We start from the raw sequence: 17,936 nt of genomic DNA, 5'->3' as shown, positions 1-17,936 counted from the left end.
GGATGACCAAGGCTCCCGTAACGGGGGACGTTACGGAGTCGGCCGGGGGTACGGGCGCGGTGCCGCGTCCGGCCCCCGCGCCCGTTCCATCCGCTTCCCCCGCCTCCTCCCCCGTCTCCGCCGCTTCCCCGGCCGCTCCGGCCCCGCGTGAGGCCGCCGACGACGTCATCCGGACCCGCGGCCTGACCAAGCGCTTCCGCGGCGGCCAGCTCGCCGTGGACGGCCTGGACCTGGCCGTGCCGCGCGGGTCCGTCTTCGGCTTCCTGGGCCCCAACGGCTCCGGCAAGACCACCACCATCCGGATGCTGATGGGCCTGATCGCCCCCACCTCGGGCGCGGCCAGCGTCCTCGGCGAGCCGATGCCGCAGTCCGTCGCCACCGTGCTGCCCCGGGTGGGCGCGCTGATCGAGGGCCCGGCCCTGTACGGCTTCCTCTCCGGCCGGGACAACCTGGTGCGCTTCGACGCCGCCGACCCGACCGCCGACCCGCGCACCCGCCGGCAGCGGGTCGAGGCGGCACTGGAGCGGGTCGGCCTGGGCGCCGCGGCGGGCAAGAAGGCCCGCGCGTACTCGCTGGGCATGAAGCAGCGCCTGGGCCTGGCCTCCGCGCTGCTGCAGCCGCGCGAACTGCTGGTGCTGGACGAGCCGACCAACGGGCTGGACCCGCAGGGCATGCGGGAGATCCGGACGCTGGTCCGGGAGGTCGCGGCGGAGGGCACCACGGTGTTCCTCTCCTCGCACCTGCTGGACGAGATCGAGCAGGTCTGCACCCACGCCGCGGTGATGTCCCGGGGCCGGCTGGTGGTGCAGGGCACCGTCGCCGAGCTGGCCGCCCGGGCGCAGGGCCGGCTGGTGGTCCGGACCCCGGACGTGGCGCGGGCCGCGGAGGTGCTGGCGGCCCACCGGGTCACCGCCCTGGTGCCGGGCGAGGACCGGGTGGACGGCGAGCCGGGCGTCCTGGGCGAGGAGGCGCTGCCCAGGCTGTGCGCGGCGCTGGTCGAGGCCGGGGTGCGGGTGCACGGCTTCGGGCTGGAGCGGGGCACGTTGGAGGACGCCTTCGTGGCGCTGACCGGGGAGGGCTTCGATGTCGCGGGCTGAGGCACTGTCGCGGGCCGGGGCGCCGCCGACCGGCACCGGCCGCCGGCCGCAGACGGCGGCCGGGTTCCTGGCGCTGTTCCGCAGCGAGCTGCACCTGACCTTCCGCCGGATGCGCACCAAGGTGCTGCTGGGCATCCTGGCGGCACTGCCGGTCCTGATCGGGGTGGTGGTCAAGCTCAACACGGACAGTCCGCACGAGGGCGGCGGCGGTCCGAGCTTCATCGCGCAGACCACGCAGAACGGGCTCTTCCTGGTCTTCACCGCGCTCGCGGTGGCGCTGCCGGTCTTCCTGCCGATGACGGTCGGCGTGGTCGCCGGGGACTCGGTGGCGGGCGAGGCGGCCGCCGGGACGCTGCGCTACCTGCTGGTCGCCCCGGCCGGGCGGACCAGGCTGCTGGCCGCCAAGTTCACCGCCGGGCTGGTGTTCTGCGCGGCCGCCACGGCGACCGTCGCGGTGACGGCGCTGGCCGCGGGCGCCGCGCTCTTCCCGCTCGGCCGGGTCACGCTGCTCTCCGGGGACACCATCGGCCTCGGCGACGCGCTGCTGCGCGCGCTGCTGGTGGCCCTGGTGGTCGCGGCCTCACTGGCCGGGCTGGTGGCGATCGGGCTGTTCGTCTCCACCCTCACCGGCAGCGGCATCGCGGCGATGGCCGCCACCGTCGGGCTGGTGGTCACCGTCCAGATCCTGGACGTCTTCCCGCAGCTGCACGCCGTCAGCCCGTTCCTGTTCTCCCACTACTGGCTGAGCTTCGCGGACCTGCTGCGGGCGCCGATGTACTGGGACGGCGTGCTGAAGGACCTCGGCCTCCAGGCCGCCTACGTCGCCGTGTTCGGCTCGGCGGCCTGGTCCCGCTTCACCAGCCGGGACATCAGCGTGTGACGGCCGCCTCGGCGGGTGCGGGCTGCGGCCGTGCCGCGGCCCGCACCGCGCGGTCGGCCCGCACCTGGCGCAGCGCGTCCCAGGTCAGCAGCGCGAGCGCGGCCCAGACCAGGCCGAAGCCGGCCCAGCGGGCGGGCGGCATGGACTCGTGGAACACCGCGACGCCGATCAGGAACTGGAACACCGGCGCCAGGTACTGCAGCAGCCCGAGCACGGTCAGCGGCACCCGGACGGCGGCCGCGCCGAAGAGCAGCAGCGGGATCGCGGTGATCACCCCGCTGAGCATCAGCAGCCCGGAGTGCCCCCAGCCGTACGAGCCGGCCACCGTGTGCCCGAAGGTGCCGCGCCCGCTGACCTCCAGGTAGACCAGGTAGCCGAGGGCGAACGGGAACATGAAGGCGCTCTCGGCGGCCAGGCTCTCCAGCCCGCTCAGCCCGACCTGCTTCTTCAGCAGGCCGTAGGTCGCGAAGGAGAGCGCCAGGGTGAGCGCGATCCAGGGCAGCTGCCCGTACGCGACGGCCAGCACCGCGACGGCGGCGGCGCCGATGCCCACCGCCGTCCACTGCGCGGTGCGCAGCCGCTCCTTGAGCACCAGGACGCCGAAGGCGATGGTGACCAGGGGGTTGATGAAGTAGCCGAGGCTGGTCTCGACCACGTGCCCGGCGTTGACGGCCCAGATGTAGACGCCCCAGTTGACCGAGATCACGGCGGCCGCGCCGGCCAGCATGGCGAGCCGGCGGGGCTGGCGCAGCAGCGGGCGTATCCAGCCCCAGTGCCGCTGGGCGATCAGCAGCAGGACGACCGCGACCAGGGACCAGACCATCCGGTTGGCCAGGATGTCGTCGGCGGCACCCGGTTCCAGCAGCGGCCAGAACAGCGGGAAGAGCCCCCAGATGCCGTAGGCGGCGACGCCGGACCAGAGGCCCCGGCCGTAGTCCTGCTGGTCTGTTCCCGCCATGGCCGAGTGCCTTCCCGCGCGCGTGTGTCGAGGCGACGGTAGCGGGCGGGAGGGCGGGCTGTCATCTCCGTTTCCGGATTTTGGTCATGACATTGCTCGCGGGCCGGACGGCTCCGCCGCTCCGGGGGCCGCAGCGGCGGCGCGGGAGTCCGGGGCCGCGGCGCCTCAGGGGTTCGAGGAGAACTCCGGCGGCGCGGCGGTCCCGGCCCGCGGGTGCCTCAGGAGTTCAGGGCCGCGCGGACGGACTCGGCCAGCGGGACGGTCGGACGGCCGATCAGCCGGGCCAGGTCGCCCGGGGTGCCGGCCAGCTCGCCGCGCGCGATGCCCGCGTCCACGTCCACCAGGGCCTCGGCGAAGCCCTGCGGCAGGCCCGCGCCGACCAGCGCGTCCAGGTGCTCGGCCGGGGTGACGTCCCGGTGCTCGACCGGCCGGCCGGAGGCCTTCGCCAGCTCGGCGGCCAGCTCGGGCAGGCTCCAGGCGGCGTCGCCGCTCAGCTCGTACACCTCGCCCCGGTGCCCCTCGCCGACCAGGACGGCGACCGCCGCGGCCGCGTAGTCCGCGCGCGGGGCGGTGGCGACCCGGCCCTGCCCGGCGCTGCCGAGCACCACGCCGCGCGCCACCGTGCCGGCCGCGTCGCCCAGGTAGTTCTCGGTGTACCAGCCGTTGCGCAGGAAGGCGTGCGGCAGGCCGGAGGCGAGGATCAGCTCCTCGGTCGCCTTGTGCTCGTCGGCCAGCCGGAAGGTGGCCGCACCCGGGATGCTGGTGTAGGCGAGCAGCGCGACCCCGGCGGCCTTGGCGGCCTCCACCACGGCCCGGTGCTGCGGGATCCGGCGGCCGACCTCGCTGCCCGAGATCAGCAGCACCCGGTCGCCCCCGGCGAAGGCGCCGGCCAGGGTCTCCGGCTTGTCGTAGTCGACCACCCGGACGGTCACGCCGCGGGCGGCCAGGTCGGCGGCCTTCTCGGCGGAGCGGACGGCGACGGCCACCTCGCTCGCGGGGACCTCGGCCAGTAGGCCCTCGACGACGAGACGGCCGAGCTGGCCGGTGGCACCGGTGACGACGTACATGGTGTGCTCCTCAGGGGTTGCTGCGGGGTTCTGGCCTCGAAACTCACCCTAGGGGTTGCACTAACCTTTCGAAAGTACGCACTTCAAAGTAGGGTACTGATATGAAGGTAAGCGAGCTGAAGGCCGGCGGGCTGCCCCCCGCCGACGTCTTCGACCGGATGTGCCCGTCCCGGGGCGTGCTGGAGCACGTCACCAGCCGCTGGGGCGTGCTGGTGCTGGGCGCGCTGAACGAGCGCGGCTACCGGTTCAGCGAACTGCGCCGCAAGGTCACCGGGGTCAGCGAGAAGATGCTCGCCCAGACCCTCCAGACCCTGGAGCGGGACGGCTTCGTGCTGCGCGAGGCCCACCCGGTGATCCCGCCGCGGGTCGACTACAGCCTCACCCCGCTGGGGCGGGAGGCGGCGGAGCTGGTCGCGGCGCTGGCGCACTGGTCGGAGCGGCGGGTGCCGGAGGTCGAGACGGCCCGCCAGGAGTACGACGGGCGGGCTACCGCCCCGCGATGAGGGCGTCGAGCCCGTCCAGGACCCGGGCCAGACCGAAGGCGTAGGCGTGGTCCGGGCTGTACGCGCCGCCGTGCGCCGCACCGGCCGCGGCACCCACCCGGGCGGCGACCGGGTAGCGCTCGGGGTCGAAGACCCGGGCGAGCAGCCCGGCGTTGGCCGCCCACCACTGCGCGTCGGTCATCGCGCTGTCCTGCCGGGCGGCGCGCTCGTCGGCGGCCATCCGGGCGCAGGTCTGGACGAAGCCGAGCAGGTGGGTCAGCGCGGCGTCCAGGTCGACGTCGGAGAGCCCGGTGCCCTCGAAGGCACGCAGCTCGTACTCGTACTTGGCCATCAGGCCGGGCCCCAGCGGCGGACGGCTGGTGGAGACGGCGGCGACCCACGGGTGGGCGCGGTGCAGCGCCCGGTTGTCGTCCGCGACGGCGGTGACCCGGGAGCGCCAGCCCTCGTCGGCGGGGGTGCTGCGGGGCATCGTGGCGTAGACGGTGTCCAGCATCAGGTCGAGCAGCTCGGCCTTGCCGGGCACATAGGTGTAGAGCGCCATCGGGGAGAGCCCCAGCTCCTGCGCGACCCGGCGCATGGTGACGGCGTCCGCTCCTTCGGCGTCGGCGAGGGCGATCGCGACGGTGGCGATCTCACCGGTCGAGCGCGCCTGCCGGGGCCCGCGCCGGCCGGGCTTCTCCTCGGCGGTGAGCCCCCAGAGCAGGGCGAGGGTGCGTGCCGGGTCTCCTGCGCTGCTGCGGTCGCTCGCCATGGGGCCATCGTTTCACGCACCGGCAGCGGCCTTGACGGCGTGGGCGGCTACCGTCTCAGCATGACCAGCCCGACCAACCCTCCCGGCTCGTCCGGCCTGCCCGGCTCGACCGGTCCGACCCGCGCGTCCGGCGCGTCCGGCCCGGAGCCGCTTCCCGGGACGGACACCGCGCAGACCCTCCGCCCGCGGGTGACCTGCCGCCGCTGCCACCGGCCGCTGCACGACCCCGAGTCGCGGATGCTGCGGCTGGGACCGGAGTGCCGGGACCCGGCGGAGCGGGTCGCGCGGTACGACGTCGACCAGGAACCGCTGCCGGGGATGGGTTAGGGCCGGCCCGGGCCTCAGACCTCACCTCAGACCTCGTCTCAGACCTGGCCTCAGGCCTCGTCTCAGCCCCTGCCTCAGCCCCGGCCGAAGAGGCGGCGCAGGCGGCCGGGACGGGGCTCCTCCCCAGCGGCCCGCTCGGCCTCCGACCGCTCCGCCGCCTCCGGTTGCCCCGCGGTCCCCGGGCGCTCCGCCGCCTCGGCCTGGTCCGCCGCCTCCGGTGCGGCCTCCGCCCCCGCGTCGGCGGCGTCCTCCTGCTCCATCAGGTGCCGGGCGAGCGCGCGGTCCTCGTCGGACGTCCAGGGCGCGGCGAGCACCAGCGCGGACAGCGAGCGGAGGATCGTCACCGCCCGGGTGCGGCGGGCCCGGGCGCCGTGGTGCAGCCGCTGCTGGAGCAGTGCGGCGACGTCGGCCCGGGTCTGCGGCTGGGTCCAGCCGATCGCGACCAGCGCGAAGCCGGCCGCCTCGACCACCCAGTCCTCCGGCCCGAGCAGCAGGTCGCGCAGCACCCGGCGGCGCTCGGAGCCGGCCCAGGGCTGGTCGGTTCGGTGGTGGGCGATGCCGAGGCAGGCGAAGACCTGGACGGCCCGCACCCAGAGTTCGGGCTGGTGGGCGAGCAGGGCGCGGCCGAGTTCGTCCTCGCGCGGCGCGGGCGGGTGGACCAGGACGCCGAGCAGGTCGTCCAGCGGCAGTCCGGCCAGCCGGACGGCGTGGTCGTAGGCGGCGGGGACGGTCGGCCAGAAGATCTCGGCGGTGGCGCGGACGAGTTCGGCGCTCCGCGGCGCGGGCGGGGCGACGGCCGGGCGCGGGTCGGTACCGTCCCAGGCCCAGATCCGGGTGGTGGGTTCGGTCAGCGGCAGCCGGGGGTCGGGCTCGCCGACGGCCCGGTAGCCGACGGTGGAGCGCGGCAGCGCGAGCCGGACGGCCAGCACCGAGCTGGGCGGCTCCACGGTGGAGGCCGTGCAGTCGATCTCGGTGTCGCGGCCGGTGTCGGGGGCGGCGAGCACCTGGTGCAGCACGTTGACGGTGGCCTCGGTGGCGCCGGAGACCAGGCCGAGCCAGGGCTCCCGGTGGCTCAGCCGTTCCAGCAGTTCCTGGGCGTACTCGTGCTCGGGGTGGGAGCGGTGGTGGTCGGCCAGGCCGAGCAGGTGCGCCGGGTCGCCGTCGAGGGCGTGGCGCAGCCCGTACCGGGCCGGGCCCGCCTTGGGGTGGTCGGGCTCGGCGGCGAGCACCCGGTCGAGCCAGGGCAGGCCTTCGGCGGGGCGTCCGAGGGCGCCGTACAGCTCGGCGACGTCGACGGCGAGGTAGCTGCTGGAGTCGTCGCGGTCCGGCGCGACCCGGGCCAGCTCGGCCTCCCAGACGGCGAGCGCCCGTTCCGGCCGGCCGGCCGAGCGCAGGGCGTTGCCGAGCATCACTGCGGTCAGGTAGCCGGGGGCCAACCGGTGGGCCCGATCGGCGAGTTCGACGGCGCGGTCGGTGTCGCCGAGCCGGCGGGTCAGGCCGGAGGCCATCGCCAGCAGCGACACGTGGTCCTCGTGCCGGGCCAGGACGGCCTGTACGAAGTCGTGGAACGGCCGTACGGCTCCGGCCGGTTCGGCCGGGAGCGGGTCGGGCAGCGCGCCGGTGGCGCGGGCCACCGCCTGGGCGACGGCGTCCGGGTCGACCAGGCCGGGCAGGTCCTCGCGGGCGAGCCAGGCGGCGTGCGCCCAGGGGCGGGCCGGCTCGTGCTGGACGGCGGAGGCGAGCAGGCCGACGGCGGTGTCCCAGTCCCCGGCGGCGGCCTCCACGTGGGCCCGGCAGGCCACCGTGCCGAGGTACACCTGGCCGTCCAGCGGGAACAGCTCGCGGGCCGCGGCCGGTCCGCCCGCCGCCGCGCACAACTCGGCCAGTGCCTCGTGCAGTTCGGGCAGCTGGGGGTCGGCGAGGATCGCGTCGCCGAGGTGGTCGGCGGCGTGGGCCAGGTCGCCGGAGTCGATCGCCAGCCGGGCGAGGGCGACGTCGCCCTCGGCGGCCAGGCGGTCGTCGCCCGTGTCGTCGGTGTGCCCGCTCATTCGCCCCTGCTCCCCGTTCCCCCGGTGGTGCCGTCCCGCTCGGAAGGAGGCTATCCGGTGCGACCGACAGCCCGGTGGGCCCCCGCCGGCGGGCGGCGTCCAGCGACCGGACCGGATACGACCCGTACGAGTGGTTTAGACCTCCGATAGCCATATTTGACGTTTTCCGACCGCGAGGATGACGGAGGCTCTTCGCACGCGAAATGCCAATCCCGCTACCGGAATCGAGGAGATCGATGAAGCTCTCGCGCACCCTGTCCCTGGCGGCCTCCGCCGCCGTGCTGAGCACCCTCGCCGTCGCCGGCCAGACCGCCCCCGCCTCCGCCGCCGGGTCCTTCGTGGTCAGCGAGGCCCAGTTCAACAAGATGTTCCCGAGCCGGAACTCCTTCTACAGCTACCAGGGCCTCACCGACGCCCTGGGCGCCTTCCCCAAGTTCACCACCACCGGCGACACCGCCACCCGCAAGCGCGAAGCCGCCGCCTTCCTGGCCAACGTCAGCCACGAAACCGGCGGCCTGCGGTACGTCGTCGAACAGAACACCGCCAACTACCCGCACTACTGCGACAGTTCGCAGTCGTACGGCTGTCCGGCCGGGCAGTCCGCGTACTACGGGCGCGGGCCGCTCCAGCTGAGCTGGAACTTCAACTACAAGGCGGCCGGCGACGCCCTGCACATCGACCTGCTGCACGACCCGTACCAGGTCGAGAAGAACCCGGCGACGTCCTGGAAGACCGCCCTCTGGTTCTGGAACACCCAGAGCGGCGCCGGGCGGATGACCGCGCACGACGCCGTCGTCAACAACAAGGGCTTCGGCGAGACCATCCGCACCATCAACGGCGCGCTGGAGTGCGACGGCAAGAACCCGGACCAGCGCAACGACCGGATCAACCTCTACAAGCAGTTCGTCGGCGTGCTGGGCACCGACGTCGGCGGCGGCAACATCTCCTGCTGACGGCCCGCCGGGAGCGGGGGCCGGGAGCGGGGGCGGGCCCTGCGGAGTGGGAGGTCGGTCGGACCGACTTCCCACTCCCTGTCGGTGCCGGCTGCTTCACTGGCGCCCGACGTCGAACGAAAGGGCGGCCGCGATGGGTGTGCTGACCGACTACTTCCGCGCGGCCGACGCGGCCACGGTCGTCCGGGCGCTGGAGCTCGGGGACGGCGGGCTGCCGCCGCTCGACGGCGACGGCTCCTCCGAGAAGGCCGCCGACGGCGCCGACCCGTCCGACCTGCTGCCGCTGGCAGAGGAGTTGATCGCCCTCGCCCGGCGGGCGCGGGCCGCCGGCGAGCAGCTGTACTGCTGGATGTCCCTGTAGCGGCGCCCGGTCCGGCGCCTCAGCGCGGCACCGGGGTGGCGCCGGTCGCGGCCAGCGAGAGCTCCCAGAGGCGGGCCGCCCCGTCCGGGTCGAGGGCGTACGGGCGGACGCCGCCGTCGTCCATCGGGGTGTCCGGGCCGCTGACGCGGGCGACCTCGCAGTCCTCCAGGTAGAGCCCGCCGCGGCCGTCGAGCAGTGGGGAGGTGGCCGCCCACAGGCCGGTGGCCGCGCCCTGGGAAGGGGACTTGAAGTCCGCGCCGATCACGTTGCCCCGGTCGTCCACCCAGCCGCGCTCGACCTGCTCCCGCCGGGTCATCTCCCGCTGGAGCCCGGTGATGATCTTCCCGGGGTGGAGCGCGAACGCCCGAACGCCGTCTTCCCGGCCGAGCGCGTCGAGGTGCACGGCGAACAGGGAGTTGGCGGTCTTGGACTGGCCGTACGCCAGCCACTTGTCGTAGCCGGTGCGGAAGTGCGGATCGTGCCGGCGGATGTCGGTCAGGGCGTGCCCGGCGGAGCTGTTGACGACGACGCGCGCGCCGTCCGGGGCGGCGGCCAGCAGCGGGTACAGCTCGCAGGCGAGGAGGAAGTGTCCCAGGTGGTTGGTGGCGAACTGCCCCTCCCAGCCCGGCCCGACGCGCCTCTCGGGGGTGGCCATGACGCCGGCGACGGCCAGCAGCAGGTCGAGGCGGTCCGCGGCCTCGCGGATCAGCCCGGCGGCGGCACGGACGCTCACGGGGTCGGCGAGGTCCATGGGGACGACCCGGCCGCCGGTTCCGGCGAGTGCGGCACGGGCGACGTCCGGGCGGCGGGCCGGAACGATCACGGTGGCCCCGGCGGCGGTCAGCGCCCGGGTGGTCTCCAGGCCGAGGCCGGAGTAGCCGCCGGTCACGACGGCGGTGCGGCCGGAGAGGTCGAGGCCCGCCAGGACGTCCTCGGCGGTGGCGGCGGCGGAGAAGGGCGAGCCGGTCGGCTGCTGCCGGCCGGCGGTGGCCTTGCTGGTGGTGGTCATGGCGACGACGGTAGGAAGTGGAGCGCGGTCTAGATCAAGCCCCGCGGGTCCGCTCCTATGCTCTGACGCCATGACGGAACTCAGCATCGGCGAAGTGGCCGAGCGCACCGGGCTCAGCGTGCACGCCCTGCGCTTCTACGAGCGCGAGGGCCTGCTGGTCGGCCCGGTGCGGCGCACGGCGGGCGGACGCCGGCGGTACGCCGTGCTCGACGTGCAGTGGCTGGAGATCTGCATCAGGCTGCGCGAGTCCGGCATGCCGCTCGCCGACCTCCGCCGCTTCGCCGACCTGGTGCGGCAGGGGCCGGGCAACGAGGCCGAACGGCTGCGACTGCTCGACGCCCACCGGCAACGGGTCGACGAGCGGATCCGGGAGCTGGAGGAGTGCCGCTCGCTGATCGCCTGGAAGACCGCCGTCTACGCCGACCACCTGGAGCGCGGCGAGGCCGCCGGGCTCTGGGACCCGACGGCGGGCTCTCCGGCGGCTCCCGGTCAGTCGTCCTCGCTCTCGTCGAGGTCGTAGGGCGGGATGGTCCAGCGCAGGACCGTGCCGCCGGCCCCGTCGGCTTCGAGGGTGACCGGGAAGACCTGGCCGCAGTCCCGCCCACCGTGGTGCCGGACGGCGTGGTCGCCCGGGTCCCAGTCGATCCCGAGCACCTGGCAGCCGCCGACCTCGATCGCGCCCACGTGCAGCGGGTGGTGCAGGCCGGCCCGCCGGAAGCGGAGGTAGTCGACGTGCTTCTCCACCATGGTGGCCACTCCCCTGCCGCGCAGGCCGCCCTGCCAGGTGCTGATCTCGACCTCCCGCGCGACGGCCTCCGCGACCGGGAGGTCGAGCCACCCGTACGGCCCGTCCTCCCCGCCGTGCGGGGAGAGCGGCTCGCCGCCGAACCGCTCGTGGGCGTCCTTCCCGTACCGGCCCCAGAAGGAGAGGTCGGCGAGTCCGTCGGCCGGTTCGTGCTCCAGCCCCGTCCAGGCGTCCAGCCCCACGGCGTCGCCGACCGCCATGCCGCCCCGGTCGACCGGCAGGTCCCCGAGCAGCACCGGCACCGCCGGGTCCGCGGCCGCGGGCCAGGGCAGGCCGAGGGCGATCTCCAGCGTCGCGATCGTCGGCTCCTCGTCGAAGGCCGAAGGCTCCGTGGTGGCCCGCACCGCCAGCGGCCGGTCGGCGGCGGCCGGAACGGCGACCGCCTCGTACTCCCACTCCTGGAGGTGCCCGCCACCCGCCTCCGCCGCAGCCGCGGCCCGCACCGACAGCGGCTCTCCCACCCTCGGCCACTCGTCGATCCAGCTGGCCATCGCCAGCACCACCACCCCGGAGGGCGCCGTGACAAATCCCAGGTCAACGAAGGCTTCGGACATCCGCCGATTATCTCCGGGCAGGATGTCGGCCCCGTCCCATAGCCTGGCCCGGTGAATCTCGACGATCTCGCCTGGCAACGGCAGTTCGACGGCGGGATAGAGCCCGCCATGGCGGAATACCTGGCCAGCCAGGGGCAGTTGGATCTGCTGATCGAGACCGCCCGGGACCGCGGTGAGTGGTTCTGCGCCGAGGTGGCGGTCGGTGAGCTGTGCGCGGTGGGGGAGTTCGAACGGGCCCTGACGGTCCTGGAGCCGTTCGTCGCGGTCGGCTGGCCGTTCGCCGTACGGGAGTCCGCCACGATCATGGTCCAGCAGGGCCGGATCGAGGAGGGGCTGGCGCTGGTGCGTCCGGACGCGGCCGGCCTGAAGTCGGCGCACGACTGCCACTGGTTCGCGGAGGCACTGGTGGAGGCCGGGCGGGTGGACGAGGCCATCGAGGTGCTCACGCCCCACCTCGGGGAGCCCTGGATCCTGGAGTCACTGGTCGATCTGACCAGGGGGCAGAACCGTGACGCCCGCGTCCTGGAGCTGCTCGCCCCGTGCGCCGAGCGGGCCCTGGGCGGCACGGCGGACTGCCGGTGCTCCGCGGCCGGGGGTCGGCGCGAGTGCCGGCACCAGCCGTCGGAGGTGCTGGCGCTGTACGGGCGAGCCCTGGAGCGCATGGGCCGGGCGGACGAGGCGATCCGGCTGCTGGGCCCGGTCCTGCCCGTCGTCCCGCGCATCGCCTGGCTGTACGCGGACCTCCTCGCCGGCCAGGGCCGGATCGACCGGCTCCGCGAGCTGGCCGCCGGCGAGCACGCGCGGCTCACCCGGAACCGGTGCGCGGAGGCGCTGGAGGAGCAGGGGCGGGTCCAGGAGGCCGAAGCCGTCCTGCACGAGGCCGTCGAAGCGAACGGCCGGCACGCCCGTCGGCGCCTCATGGCCTTCCTGGCCCGCCAGGGACGCCTCGACGAGGCCGTCGACGTCGGACGGCCCACGTACGAGCGTGCCAGGGGAAACCTCCTCCACGAGGCGATCGAACTGCTGATCAAGGCGGGCCGCCCGGAGCGGGCGCTGGAGCTCGTCGACGGCCTCGGCACCGCGTACGTCGGCGCGCATTCCGATGTCCTGCGCTACACCCGGCTGCGCCTGCTCGCGAAGGCCGGGCGCCGTGCCGAGGGCATCGCGGAGGCGCGGGCCCTGAGCGAGCGGGAGCCCGGCCAGTGGGACACCACGCTGGCCTGGCTGCTGGATCAGGACGGCCGGGCGGACGAGGCCCTCGACCTGCTCCGGTCGTCCACCGAGCACGGGGCCCACCGAGCGGTTGCCGAGATCCTGAGCAGGAAGGGCCGCTACGCCGAGGCCGTCGCCGCCGTCCCCACGGTGTCCGCCCAGCGCGAGGCCTGGGATCGGCGCTGAGACAGGAGGCCGCCGCCGACCGACCTGGATATTTCAGTGAGAGAAATATCCAGGTGGACGGAGGCGTTCCGGCAGGAGCAGGCGCGGGAGGTCCGCGCGAGCTGGAAGGAGTGCGGCGCCGTGCGCGTGGAGATCTGGAGCGACATCAACTGCCCGTGGTGCTACATCGGCAAGGCCCGGTTCGAGCAGGCGCTGGCGGCGTTCCCGCACCGCGAGGAGGTGGAGGTCGTCCACCGCTCCTTCGAGCTGGACCCGCGGGCGCCGCACGAGGCCCGTCCGGTGCTGCCGCTGCTCGCCGCCAAGTACGGGATGAGCCTGGAGCAGGCCGAGGCGGCGGAGGCCCGGATCGCCGAGAACGCGCACGCCGAGGGCCTGCCGTACCTGCGCGAGGGGCGTGACGCGGCGAACTCCTTCGACATGCACCGTCTGCTGCACTTCGCCGAGGAGCACGGCCGGCAGGGGCAGCTGCTGGACGCGCTGTACCGGGCGAACTTCGCCGAGGAGCGGTCGGCCTTCGAGGCGGGCCGGCTGGTCGAGCTGGCGGTCGACGCGGGGCTGGACGGCGAGGCGGCCGCGGCGGTCCTGGCCGACCCGGAGGCGTACGCGGAGGCGGTGCGCGAGGACGAGGCCACGGCGAGCGCCATGGGGGCGACGGGCGTGCCGTTCTTCGTCCTGGACCGGCGGCTGGGCGTCTCGGGCGCTCAGCCCGCGGAGACGTTCTGCCGGGCGCTGGAGCAGGCCTGGGAGAGCCGGGTCGCCCTGCCGCTGACGCCGCTCGTGCCCAAGGACTGAGCAGCCGCGGAGCGGGAGGTCGGCCCGGCCGCTCCGGCGGGCCGGCCTCCAGGTGATCCCGAACGCCGTACCGGCGGGCACGATGCCGTTCGTCCGCGGTTACGGTCCCGGGGACGGACCGACCTGACGAAGGACTACCCGCGGTCGAGGGACCTCAGGAACTCCGGCCGCAGCCGCCAAGGAAGGCCGTCCTCGGTATCGACCTGGTACACGGGCCCGACGTGGCCACCGTCGCGGTCATCGGCCTCGACGACGCATTCGACGACCACGCCCCGGGTGCCGAGGATCTCGCCGCCCAGGTGGCCGAGTTCGGGCCGCGGCGGGTCCGGGGTGGTCAGTGCCACCCGCTCACCGCGGGCGAACGTGGCCTCGTCGGGCCAGGGAGTCGTCATACCACCAGGTTATGGGCCTCGCCCCGCCGTCCCGGACCCGACGACTGCGGCCGGGCTCCGGGGAGCTACTCCCGCACGAACCCGTGGCTCCGCTCCACCTTCGCCACGTGCAGCGTGTAGCGCTCGTACCACTCGGCCCGCCCGCGCTTCTGCGCCGCGCGGTGCTCGGCGTTGGTCCGCCACTCCGTGAGGGCGTCGGCGTCACGGAAGTACCCGACGGTGATGGACAGCCCGCCGGGAGTCTGCGCGTGGTCCATCCCCAGGTACCCCGGGATGTCCTTCACCAGGTCTTCCATGCGGTCGTTGGTCTCGCTGTAGCCGGCCCGCTCCTGGGTCGACACCGCGGTGAAGACCGCCGCGTAGTAGGGGGTTTCAAAGGCCTCGACGGGCACCGCAGTCACATTCGCATCATTGCTCACGGCGTCACCGTAGGGCGGGACCCGCCCGGCGTACCAGCGTCTTTGCCGAACGGGATCCACAAGGGATCCAGATCTTTGCCAAGCCGCTCGGGTCCCTCCGACGAGGAACACCGGGGCGCACGCCGGCCGGTGCGGGTCCTAGTCGTAGAAGAACTGGCGGAGGTCCTCGACCGAGCCCGGGCCGAAGAGGAACGCCTCGAACCCGTTGACCGCGCGAAGCGGTGGCGGTCCGTCAGCGGAGAGCCGCCGCAGCCAGGCCTCGCCCTGCTCGCCCACCGCGTGGACGGCGGAAAGCAGTTCGGCCATCCCCGCAGGGCGGGGTGGGACCACTCCGGTGACCGGGACGAGGTCCCAGCCGCCCGCCCCGGCGGCGAGCCGGAGCGCGCCCGCCCAGGTGGCGATCCGGCAGAGCCGGTTGCGCAGGGGCAGCTCGACGGACGGGTCCAGGTATCCGAGTCCGACGGTCGCGGCGGCGAGGTCGTCCATCACCTGCCGTTCGAGGGCGGTGCGGACCCAGCGGCCCTCCTGGGCGTCCTCGATGGCGGCCTGCCACCACTCCCAGGCGCTGTCGAGACGCGCCGTGAACTCGTCCACCCGGCCGGGTCGCAATCCGCTCTGCGACGGAGATCCGGCCGTGCCGCTCCGCGGTCGGTGGAGGTAGAACAGTTCCGGGTCGCCCTCGTCGAGGCCGTGGAGAAGGCCGACCGGCCGCCACCCGGCCCGCTGCAGCAGTCGCCGCATCGGATGGTTGGAGACATTGGTCGAGGTGAACAGCTTCGGGGTCTCGCAGGAGGCCGCCACGGCGTCCAGCAGCCGGCGGCCGACGCCGGTGCCCCGAGCGGACGGTCCGACCATCAGCATCGTGACGAAGCCCTGCTCGAAGAACGTGTACTCGACGACGCAGTAGCCGAGCGGGCCGGTCGCGCCTTCCGCCACGAACAGCGGGCTGATCGGGCCCTGCCGGCACCACCTGCGGATGCTCGCCGCCCGGTCCTCGTCGCCTTCGAGCGCGACCGAGTCGATACCGACCAACGCGTCCGCGTCGGCCTCCCTGCCGCGCCGCACGACGAACTCGCCCAGGTCCACTGCTTCCATGGGGACATGCTGCCAGTCCGGACCGATGCCCCCGCGCCACCGCCTACCGCGGGCCGGGGATCGCGTCGGCGCGGGGGTTCAGACGGGTGGCCAGCCAGGGGGAGTTACGGCCGGCGGCCTCGCGGTAGGCGACGCGCTGGACGGCGAAGAGCAGACGGTAGAGATTGAGAGCGGTGTCGGAGTCGTCGGCGGCGAAGCCCAGGTGGTGGACGAAGTCTTCGAGCTTGGGCCAGTCGAAGTCGTCGGGGACGGGCGGGGCGACGGCGACGCCGAAGACCGTGTTGAAGGCGGCGGCCACGGCGTAGTTGGCGGCAGCGAGGGCGTTGACGACGTCGGGGTCGGCGGCGGGGCTGGCGGCGGGGTCGGGGACGCACATGGGGGGCTCCTGTTCGTCGGGCTTTGCAAGGTTGCGCGCGGAGGTCACCGGCGATCGCGGTCGTGGCCGACGTCGAAGAGGAGCGTGAGGAGGTTGAAGAGAGTGGAGGCGGGGGCCGCGTTGAAGCGGACGAGGACCCGGCCGTCCAGGGTCCTGCCCGTGCCGGCCGACGGGAAGACCAGGCCGAACTCGCGGCCACGCTCCTGGAGTTCACCGAGGAGGCTGCGGACCTGGTCCTCGGTGTAGGCCCGGATGCGGGGGTCGGTGGGCTGCATGGGGTAGCGGCGGCGGTTCACGCGGAGGCCTCCAGTTCGAACCAGACGACCTTGCCCTGCTTGCGTGGCTCGGCGCCGAAGCGGTGGGTGAGGGCCTGGACGAGGAAGAGGCCCCGGCCGGAGAGGGAGAGCAGGTCATCGGGGAGGCGGGGCTCCGGGAGGACCGGGCTGTTGTCGGCGACCGAGACCCGGAGGCGGTGATCGGCGAGGGCCAGCACGACCACGGGTGCAAGGGTGCCCCCGTGCCGCCAGGCGTTGACGAAGACTTCATGGAGGGCGAGTTCGGCGTCGGAGATGACGGACGGTCGCCACCCCGCGGAGGTGAGCAGGTCGGAGAGCTCGGTACGAGCGCTGGACCAGTCGGGAAGGTTGCAAGCACGCATGAGACACCCCAGGGGAGGAAGAGGGGAATCGACGAAGTAGACACTCCGTCATGTGATCGGTGCAACACTGAGAGTAGGGCTATAGGTGTTACGCGTGCAACCAGATCGCCGAGATACCTCGCCCAACTTGGCTAAGCTCACTCGTGTGGGTGGAGACTGGCCCGACACGGAAGGAATCCCCCTTGGCACTCAGGACCCAAATCAGCGAGCGACAGCGGCGGTTCGGCGCTGAGCTGAGGAGGTTGCGCGAGGCTGCGGGCCTGGCAGTCAAGGACGCCGGCGCCCTCATCGGCATCGCAGGCCCACAGCTCAGTCACATCGAGGCGGCTCGAACGGCACTCGACCCGGAGCGACTCTCGGTCTTGCTCGGTGGCTATGGGTGCACGGATGAGACCTACGCCGGGCTGCTACACGCTCTTGGAGCCAGCAGCGGCAAGGGTTGGTGGAGCAAGTACAAGGGCCAGGTTCCCGACCTATCGCTCGATCTCGCCGAGCTCGAAGACCGAACTGCCCGTCTGGACAACTTCGAGACCCTGTACATTCCCGGGCTGCTCCAACTACCCGAATACGCCGAGGCCATCTACAAGGACGCCTACCGCAACGGGCGCTGGGATCTGGCGACAGCCATCCAGTTCCGCATAGATCGCCAGCGCATCCTGGAGAACGAAGAGCAACGGCAGTTTCGATTCGTCATCCATGAAGCGGCCCTGCGGATGCTCTTCCCTGGCGTAGAAGTCATGAGGGCTCAGCTGGACCACCTGGTCAGCCTGGCCGAACGCCCCAACATCACCATCCAGGTCCTCCCCTTCACGGCTACGAGGAAGCCTCCCCAATCAGGCCCCTTCGTACTGTGCGACCCCGGATGCGTTGACCTCGCAACCATCCTGCTGGATGTGCCCGGGCGCGCCGAGCACCATGGCTCCCCTGAGACCATTGCGGCGTACGGATGGAAGTTCCAACAGTTGAGCGAGATCTCACTGCCAGCCGTCGATGCAACGGCGCCGACCAGCTCGCGAAACTCCTGGGGAATTCTTCAACATCTCCTCTACACCCTACATACCTGAGAGGCACCTCGGATGGCTGGATTCTCCTGGCAGAAGTCATCGTTCAGTGGCGGCGATGCCGGCAATTCCTGTCTGGAACTAGCCCATGGCACCGACGATCTCCGCCACGTTCGCGAATCGGACGACCCCTCCGTCGTCCTGACCACCACGACCACCAAGCTCCGCGCCTTTCTCCTCGGCGCCCAGGCCGGCGAGTTCGACCACCTCGTCTGAGCCCGGCCCCGCCCGCTCGCCGCTCCGGCGAGCGGGCGGTCCTCATCCCAGTCCCTGTTCCGAGGCATTCGACCGTCCCGGAAACGCGAAGAACCCCCATCCGGATCCCGGATGGGGGTTCTTCTGAATAATTGTTCGGCGGCGTCCTACTCTCCCACAGGGTCCCCCCTGCAGTACCATCGGCGCTGTAAGGCTTAGCTTCCGGGTTCGGAATGT

General features: G+C 73.3%; 23 protein-coding genes and 1 rRNA gene. 11 read left to right on the top strand and 13 right to left on the bottom strand.

Features of this window, described 5'->3' with window-relative positions; all coding sequences use genetic code 11:
- Positions 1–2 precede the first annotated feature (2 nt).
- Together ACGFSC_RS39330 and ACGFSC_RS39325 are read left to right on the top strand one after the other, a co-directional pair.
- Positions 3–1,097: an ABC transporter ATP-binding protein gene (locus tag ACGFSC_RS39330; protein ID WP_380354000.1), complete on the top strand. Its 1,095-nt coding sequence runs from the start codon at positions 3–5 to the stop codon at positions 1,095–1,097.
- Entirely contained in the window at positions 1,084–1,977 is an 894-nt protein-coding gene (locus ACGFSC_RS39325; protein ID WP_359899836.1) for an ABC transporter permease, read from the top strand. Before ACGFSC_RS39330 ends, ACGFSC_RS39325 begins: the two co-directional genes overlap by 14 nt.
- Here the strand turns inward: ACGFSC_RS39325 and rarD are convergent.
- Both rarD and ACGFSC_RS39315 read right to left on the bottom strand, forming a co-directional pair.
- On the bottom strand, positions 1,967–2,935 hold the full coding sequence (rarD, locus tag ACGFSC_RS39320; protein WP_359899838.1) for an EamA family transporter RarD: 969 nt from the start codon (positions 2,933–2,935) through the stop codon (positions 1,967–1,969). The genes ACGFSC_RS39325 and rarD overlap by 11 nt on opposite strands.
- A gap of 218 nt (positions 2,936–3,153) precedes the next feature.
- On the bottom strand, positions 3,154–4,002 hold the full coding sequence (locus tag ACGFSC_RS39315; RefSeq protein ID WP_359899840.1) for an SDR family oxidoreductase: 849 nt from the start codon (positions 4,000–4,002) through the stop codon (positions 3,154–3,156).
- 101 nt (positions 4,003–4,103) lie between these two features.
- On the opposite strand from ACGFSC_RS39315, the gene ACGFSC_RS39310 reads away from it, so the two are divergent.
- A complete protein-coding gene (locus ACGFSC_RS39310; RefSeq protein WP_359899842.1) occupies positions 4,104–4,505 on the top strand; it encodes a helix-turn-helix domain-containing protein in 402 nt (133 codons plus the stop codon).
- Here ACGFSC_RS39310 and ACGFSC_RS39305 read toward each other — a convergent pair.
- Complete coding sequence (locus ACGFSC_RS39305) at positions 4,489–5,256, bottom strand: TetR/AcrR family transcriptional regulator (protein WP_359899844.1); 768 nt, start codon at positions 5,254–5,256, stop codon at positions 4,489–4,491. The two genes, ACGFSC_RS39310 and ACGFSC_RS39305, sit on opposite strands and share 17 nt — an antisense overlap.
- A gap of 60 nt (positions 5,257–5,316) precedes the next feature.
- On the opposite strand from ACGFSC_RS39305, the gene ACGFSC_RS39300 reads away from it, so the two are divergent.
- Positions 5,317–5,583, top strand: coding sequence for a DUF6011 domain-containing protein (locus tag ACGFSC_RS39300; RefSeq protein WP_359899846.1), 267 nt, complete (start codon positions 5,317–5,319; stop codon positions 5,581–5,583).
- A 74-nt stretch (positions 5,584–5,657) separates the two neighbouring features.
- Here ACGFSC_RS39300 and ACGFSC_RS39295 read toward each other — a convergent pair whose 3' ends face one another.
- On the bottom strand, positions 5,658–7,631 hold the full coding sequence (locus tag ACGFSC_RS39295) for a tetratricopeptide repeat protein (protein WP_359899848.1): 1,974 nt from the start codon (positions 7,629–7,631) through the stop codon (positions 5,658–5,660).
- 236 nt (positions 7,632–7,867) lie between these two features.
- Here ACGFSC_RS39295 and ACGFSC_RS39290 point away from each other — a divergent pair, with 236 nt between their 5' ends.
- Both ACGFSC_RS39290 and ACGFSC_RS39285 read left to right on the top strand, forming a co-directional pair.
- Positions 7,868–8,584, top strand: coding sequence for a chitinase (locus ACGFSC_RS39290; protein WP_359899850.1), 717 nt, complete (start codon positions 7,868–7,870; stop codon positions 8,582–8,584).
- Positions 8,585–8,717: 133 nt separating this feature from the next.
- Positions 8,718–8,945 (top strand): hypothetical protein, encoded by a 228-nt coding sequence (locus tag ACGFSC_RS39285; protein WP_359899852.1) that lies wholly within the window; start codon positions 8,718–8,720, stop codon positions 8,943–8,945.
- 19 nt (positions 8,946–8,964) lie between these two features.
- Here ACGFSC_RS39285 and ACGFSC_RS39280 read toward each other — a convergent pair whose 3' ends face one another.
- A complete protein-coding gene (locus ACGFSC_RS39280; protein ID WP_359899854.1) occupies positions 8,965–9,954 on the bottom strand; it encodes an SDR family NAD(P)-dependent oxidoreductase in 990 nt (329 codons plus the stop codon).
- A 70-nt stretch (positions 9,955–10,024) separates the two neighbouring features.
- On the opposite strand from ACGFSC_RS39280, the gene ACGFSC_RS39275 reads away from it, so the two are divergent.
- Positions 10,025–10,474 carry a MerR family transcriptional regulator gene (locus ACGFSC_RS39275; protein WP_359899856.1) on the top strand — a complete coding sequence of 150 codons (450 nt, stop codon included), beginning with the start codon at positions 10,025–10,027 and terminating at the stop codon, positions 10,472–10,474.
- On the opposite strand, the gene ACGFSC_RS39270 is transcribed toward ACGFSC_RS39275, so the two are convergent.
- On the bottom strand, positions 10,444–11,313 hold the full coding sequence (locus ACGFSC_RS39270; RefSeq protein ID WP_359899858.1) for a hypothetical protein: 870 nt from the start codon (positions 11,311–11,313) through the stop codon (positions 10,444–10,446). The two genes, ACGFSC_RS39275 and ACGFSC_RS39270, sit on opposite strands and share 31 nt — an antisense overlap.
- 51 nt (positions 11,314–11,364) lie before the next feature.
- On the opposite strand from ACGFSC_RS39270, the gene ACGFSC_RS39265 reads away from it, so the two are divergent.
- A complete protein-coding gene (locus tag ACGFSC_RS39265; RefSeq protein ID WP_359899860.1) occupies positions 11,365–12,711 on the top strand; it encodes a tetratricopeptide repeat protein in 1,347 nt (448 codons plus the stop codon).
- A gap of 120 nt (positions 12,712–12,831) precedes the next feature.
- Positions 12,832–13,503 carry a DsbA family oxidoreductase gene (locus ACGFSC_RS39260; protein WP_359899862.1) on the top strand — a complete coding sequence of 224 codons (672 nt, stop codon included), beginning with the start codon at positions 12,832–12,834 and terminating at the stop codon, positions 13,501–13,503.
- A gap of 134 nt (positions 13,504–13,637) precedes the next feature.
- Here the strand turns inward: ACGFSC_RS39260 and ACGFSC_RS39255 are convergent, their stop codons facing one another.
- The 6 genes from ACGFSC_RS39255 to ACGFSC_RS39230 form a co-directional block, all read right to left on the bottom strand.
- Entirely contained in the window at positions 13,638–13,895 is a 258-nt protein-coding gene (locus ACGFSC_RS39255) for a hypothetical protein (RefSeq protein WP_359899864.1), read from the bottom strand.
- A 65-nt stretch (positions 13,896–13,960) separates the two neighbouring features.
- A complete protein-coding gene (locus ACGFSC_RS39250; protein WP_380354016.1) occupies positions 13,961–14,296 on the bottom strand; it encodes an antibiotic biosynthesis monooxygenase family protein in 336 nt (111 codons plus the stop codon).
- A 156-nt stretch (positions 14,297–14,452) separates the two neighbouring features.
- Positions 14,453–15,409, bottom strand: coding sequence for a GNAT family N-acetyltransferase (locus ACGFSC_RS39245; protein ID WP_359899868.1), 957 nt, complete (start codon positions 15,407–15,409; stop codon positions 14,453–14,455).
- 43 nt (positions 15,410–15,452) lie between these two features.
- Positions 15,453–15,785: a hypothetical protein gene (locus tag ACGFSC_RS39240; protein WP_359899870.1), complete on the bottom strand. Its 333-nt coding sequence runs from the start codon at positions 15,783–15,785 to the stop codon at positions 15,453–15,455.
- 44 nt (positions 15,786–15,829) lie between these two features.
- On the bottom strand, positions 15,830–16,081 hold the full coding sequence (locus tag ACGFSC_RS39235; protein ID WP_359899872.1) for a hypothetical protein: 252 nt from the start codon (positions 16,079–16,081) through the stop codon (positions 15,830–15,832).
- On the bottom strand, positions 16,078–16,443 hold the full coding sequence (locus ACGFSC_RS39230; protein WP_359899874.1) for an ATP-binding protein: 366 nt from the start codon (positions 16,441–16,443) through the stop codon (positions 16,078–16,080). The genes ACGFSC_RS39235 and ACGFSC_RS39230 overlap by 4 nt, the downstream gene beginning before the upstream one ends.
- Before the next feature lie 182 nt (positions 16,444–16,625).
- Between ACGFSC_RS39230 and ACGFSC_RS39225 the strand changes: the two genes are divergently transcribed.
- Both ACGFSC_RS39225 and ACGFSC_RS39220 read left to right on the top strand, forming a co-directional pair.
- A complete protein-coding gene (locus tag ACGFSC_RS39225; protein WP_359899876.1) occupies positions 16,626–17,507 on the top strand; it encodes a helix-turn-helix transcriptional regulator in 882 nt (293 codons plus the stop codon).
- A 12-nt stretch (positions 17,508–17,519) separates the two neighbouring features.
- On the top strand, positions 17,520–17,720 hold the full coding sequence (locus ACGFSC_RS39220) for a DUF397 domain-containing protein (protein ID WP_359899878.1): 201 nt from the start codon (positions 17,520–17,522) through the stop codon (positions 17,718–17,720).
- Positions 17,721–17,853: 133 nt separating this feature from the next.
- Here ACGFSC_RS39220 and rrf read toward each other — a convergent pair.
- Positions 17,854–17,936: ribosomal RNA gene (gene rrf / locus ACGFSC_RS39215) — 5S ribosomal RNA — on the bottom strand; the annotation flags it as partial.

The organism is Kitasatospora sp. NPDC048715, assembly GCF_043198905.1.
Taxonomy (GTDB): Bacteria; Actinomycetota; Actinomycetes; order Streptomycetales; family Streptomycetaceae; genus Kitasatospora; species Kitasatospora lactacystinica.
This window is presented reverse-complemented; position numbering and strand designations above follow the sequence as displayed.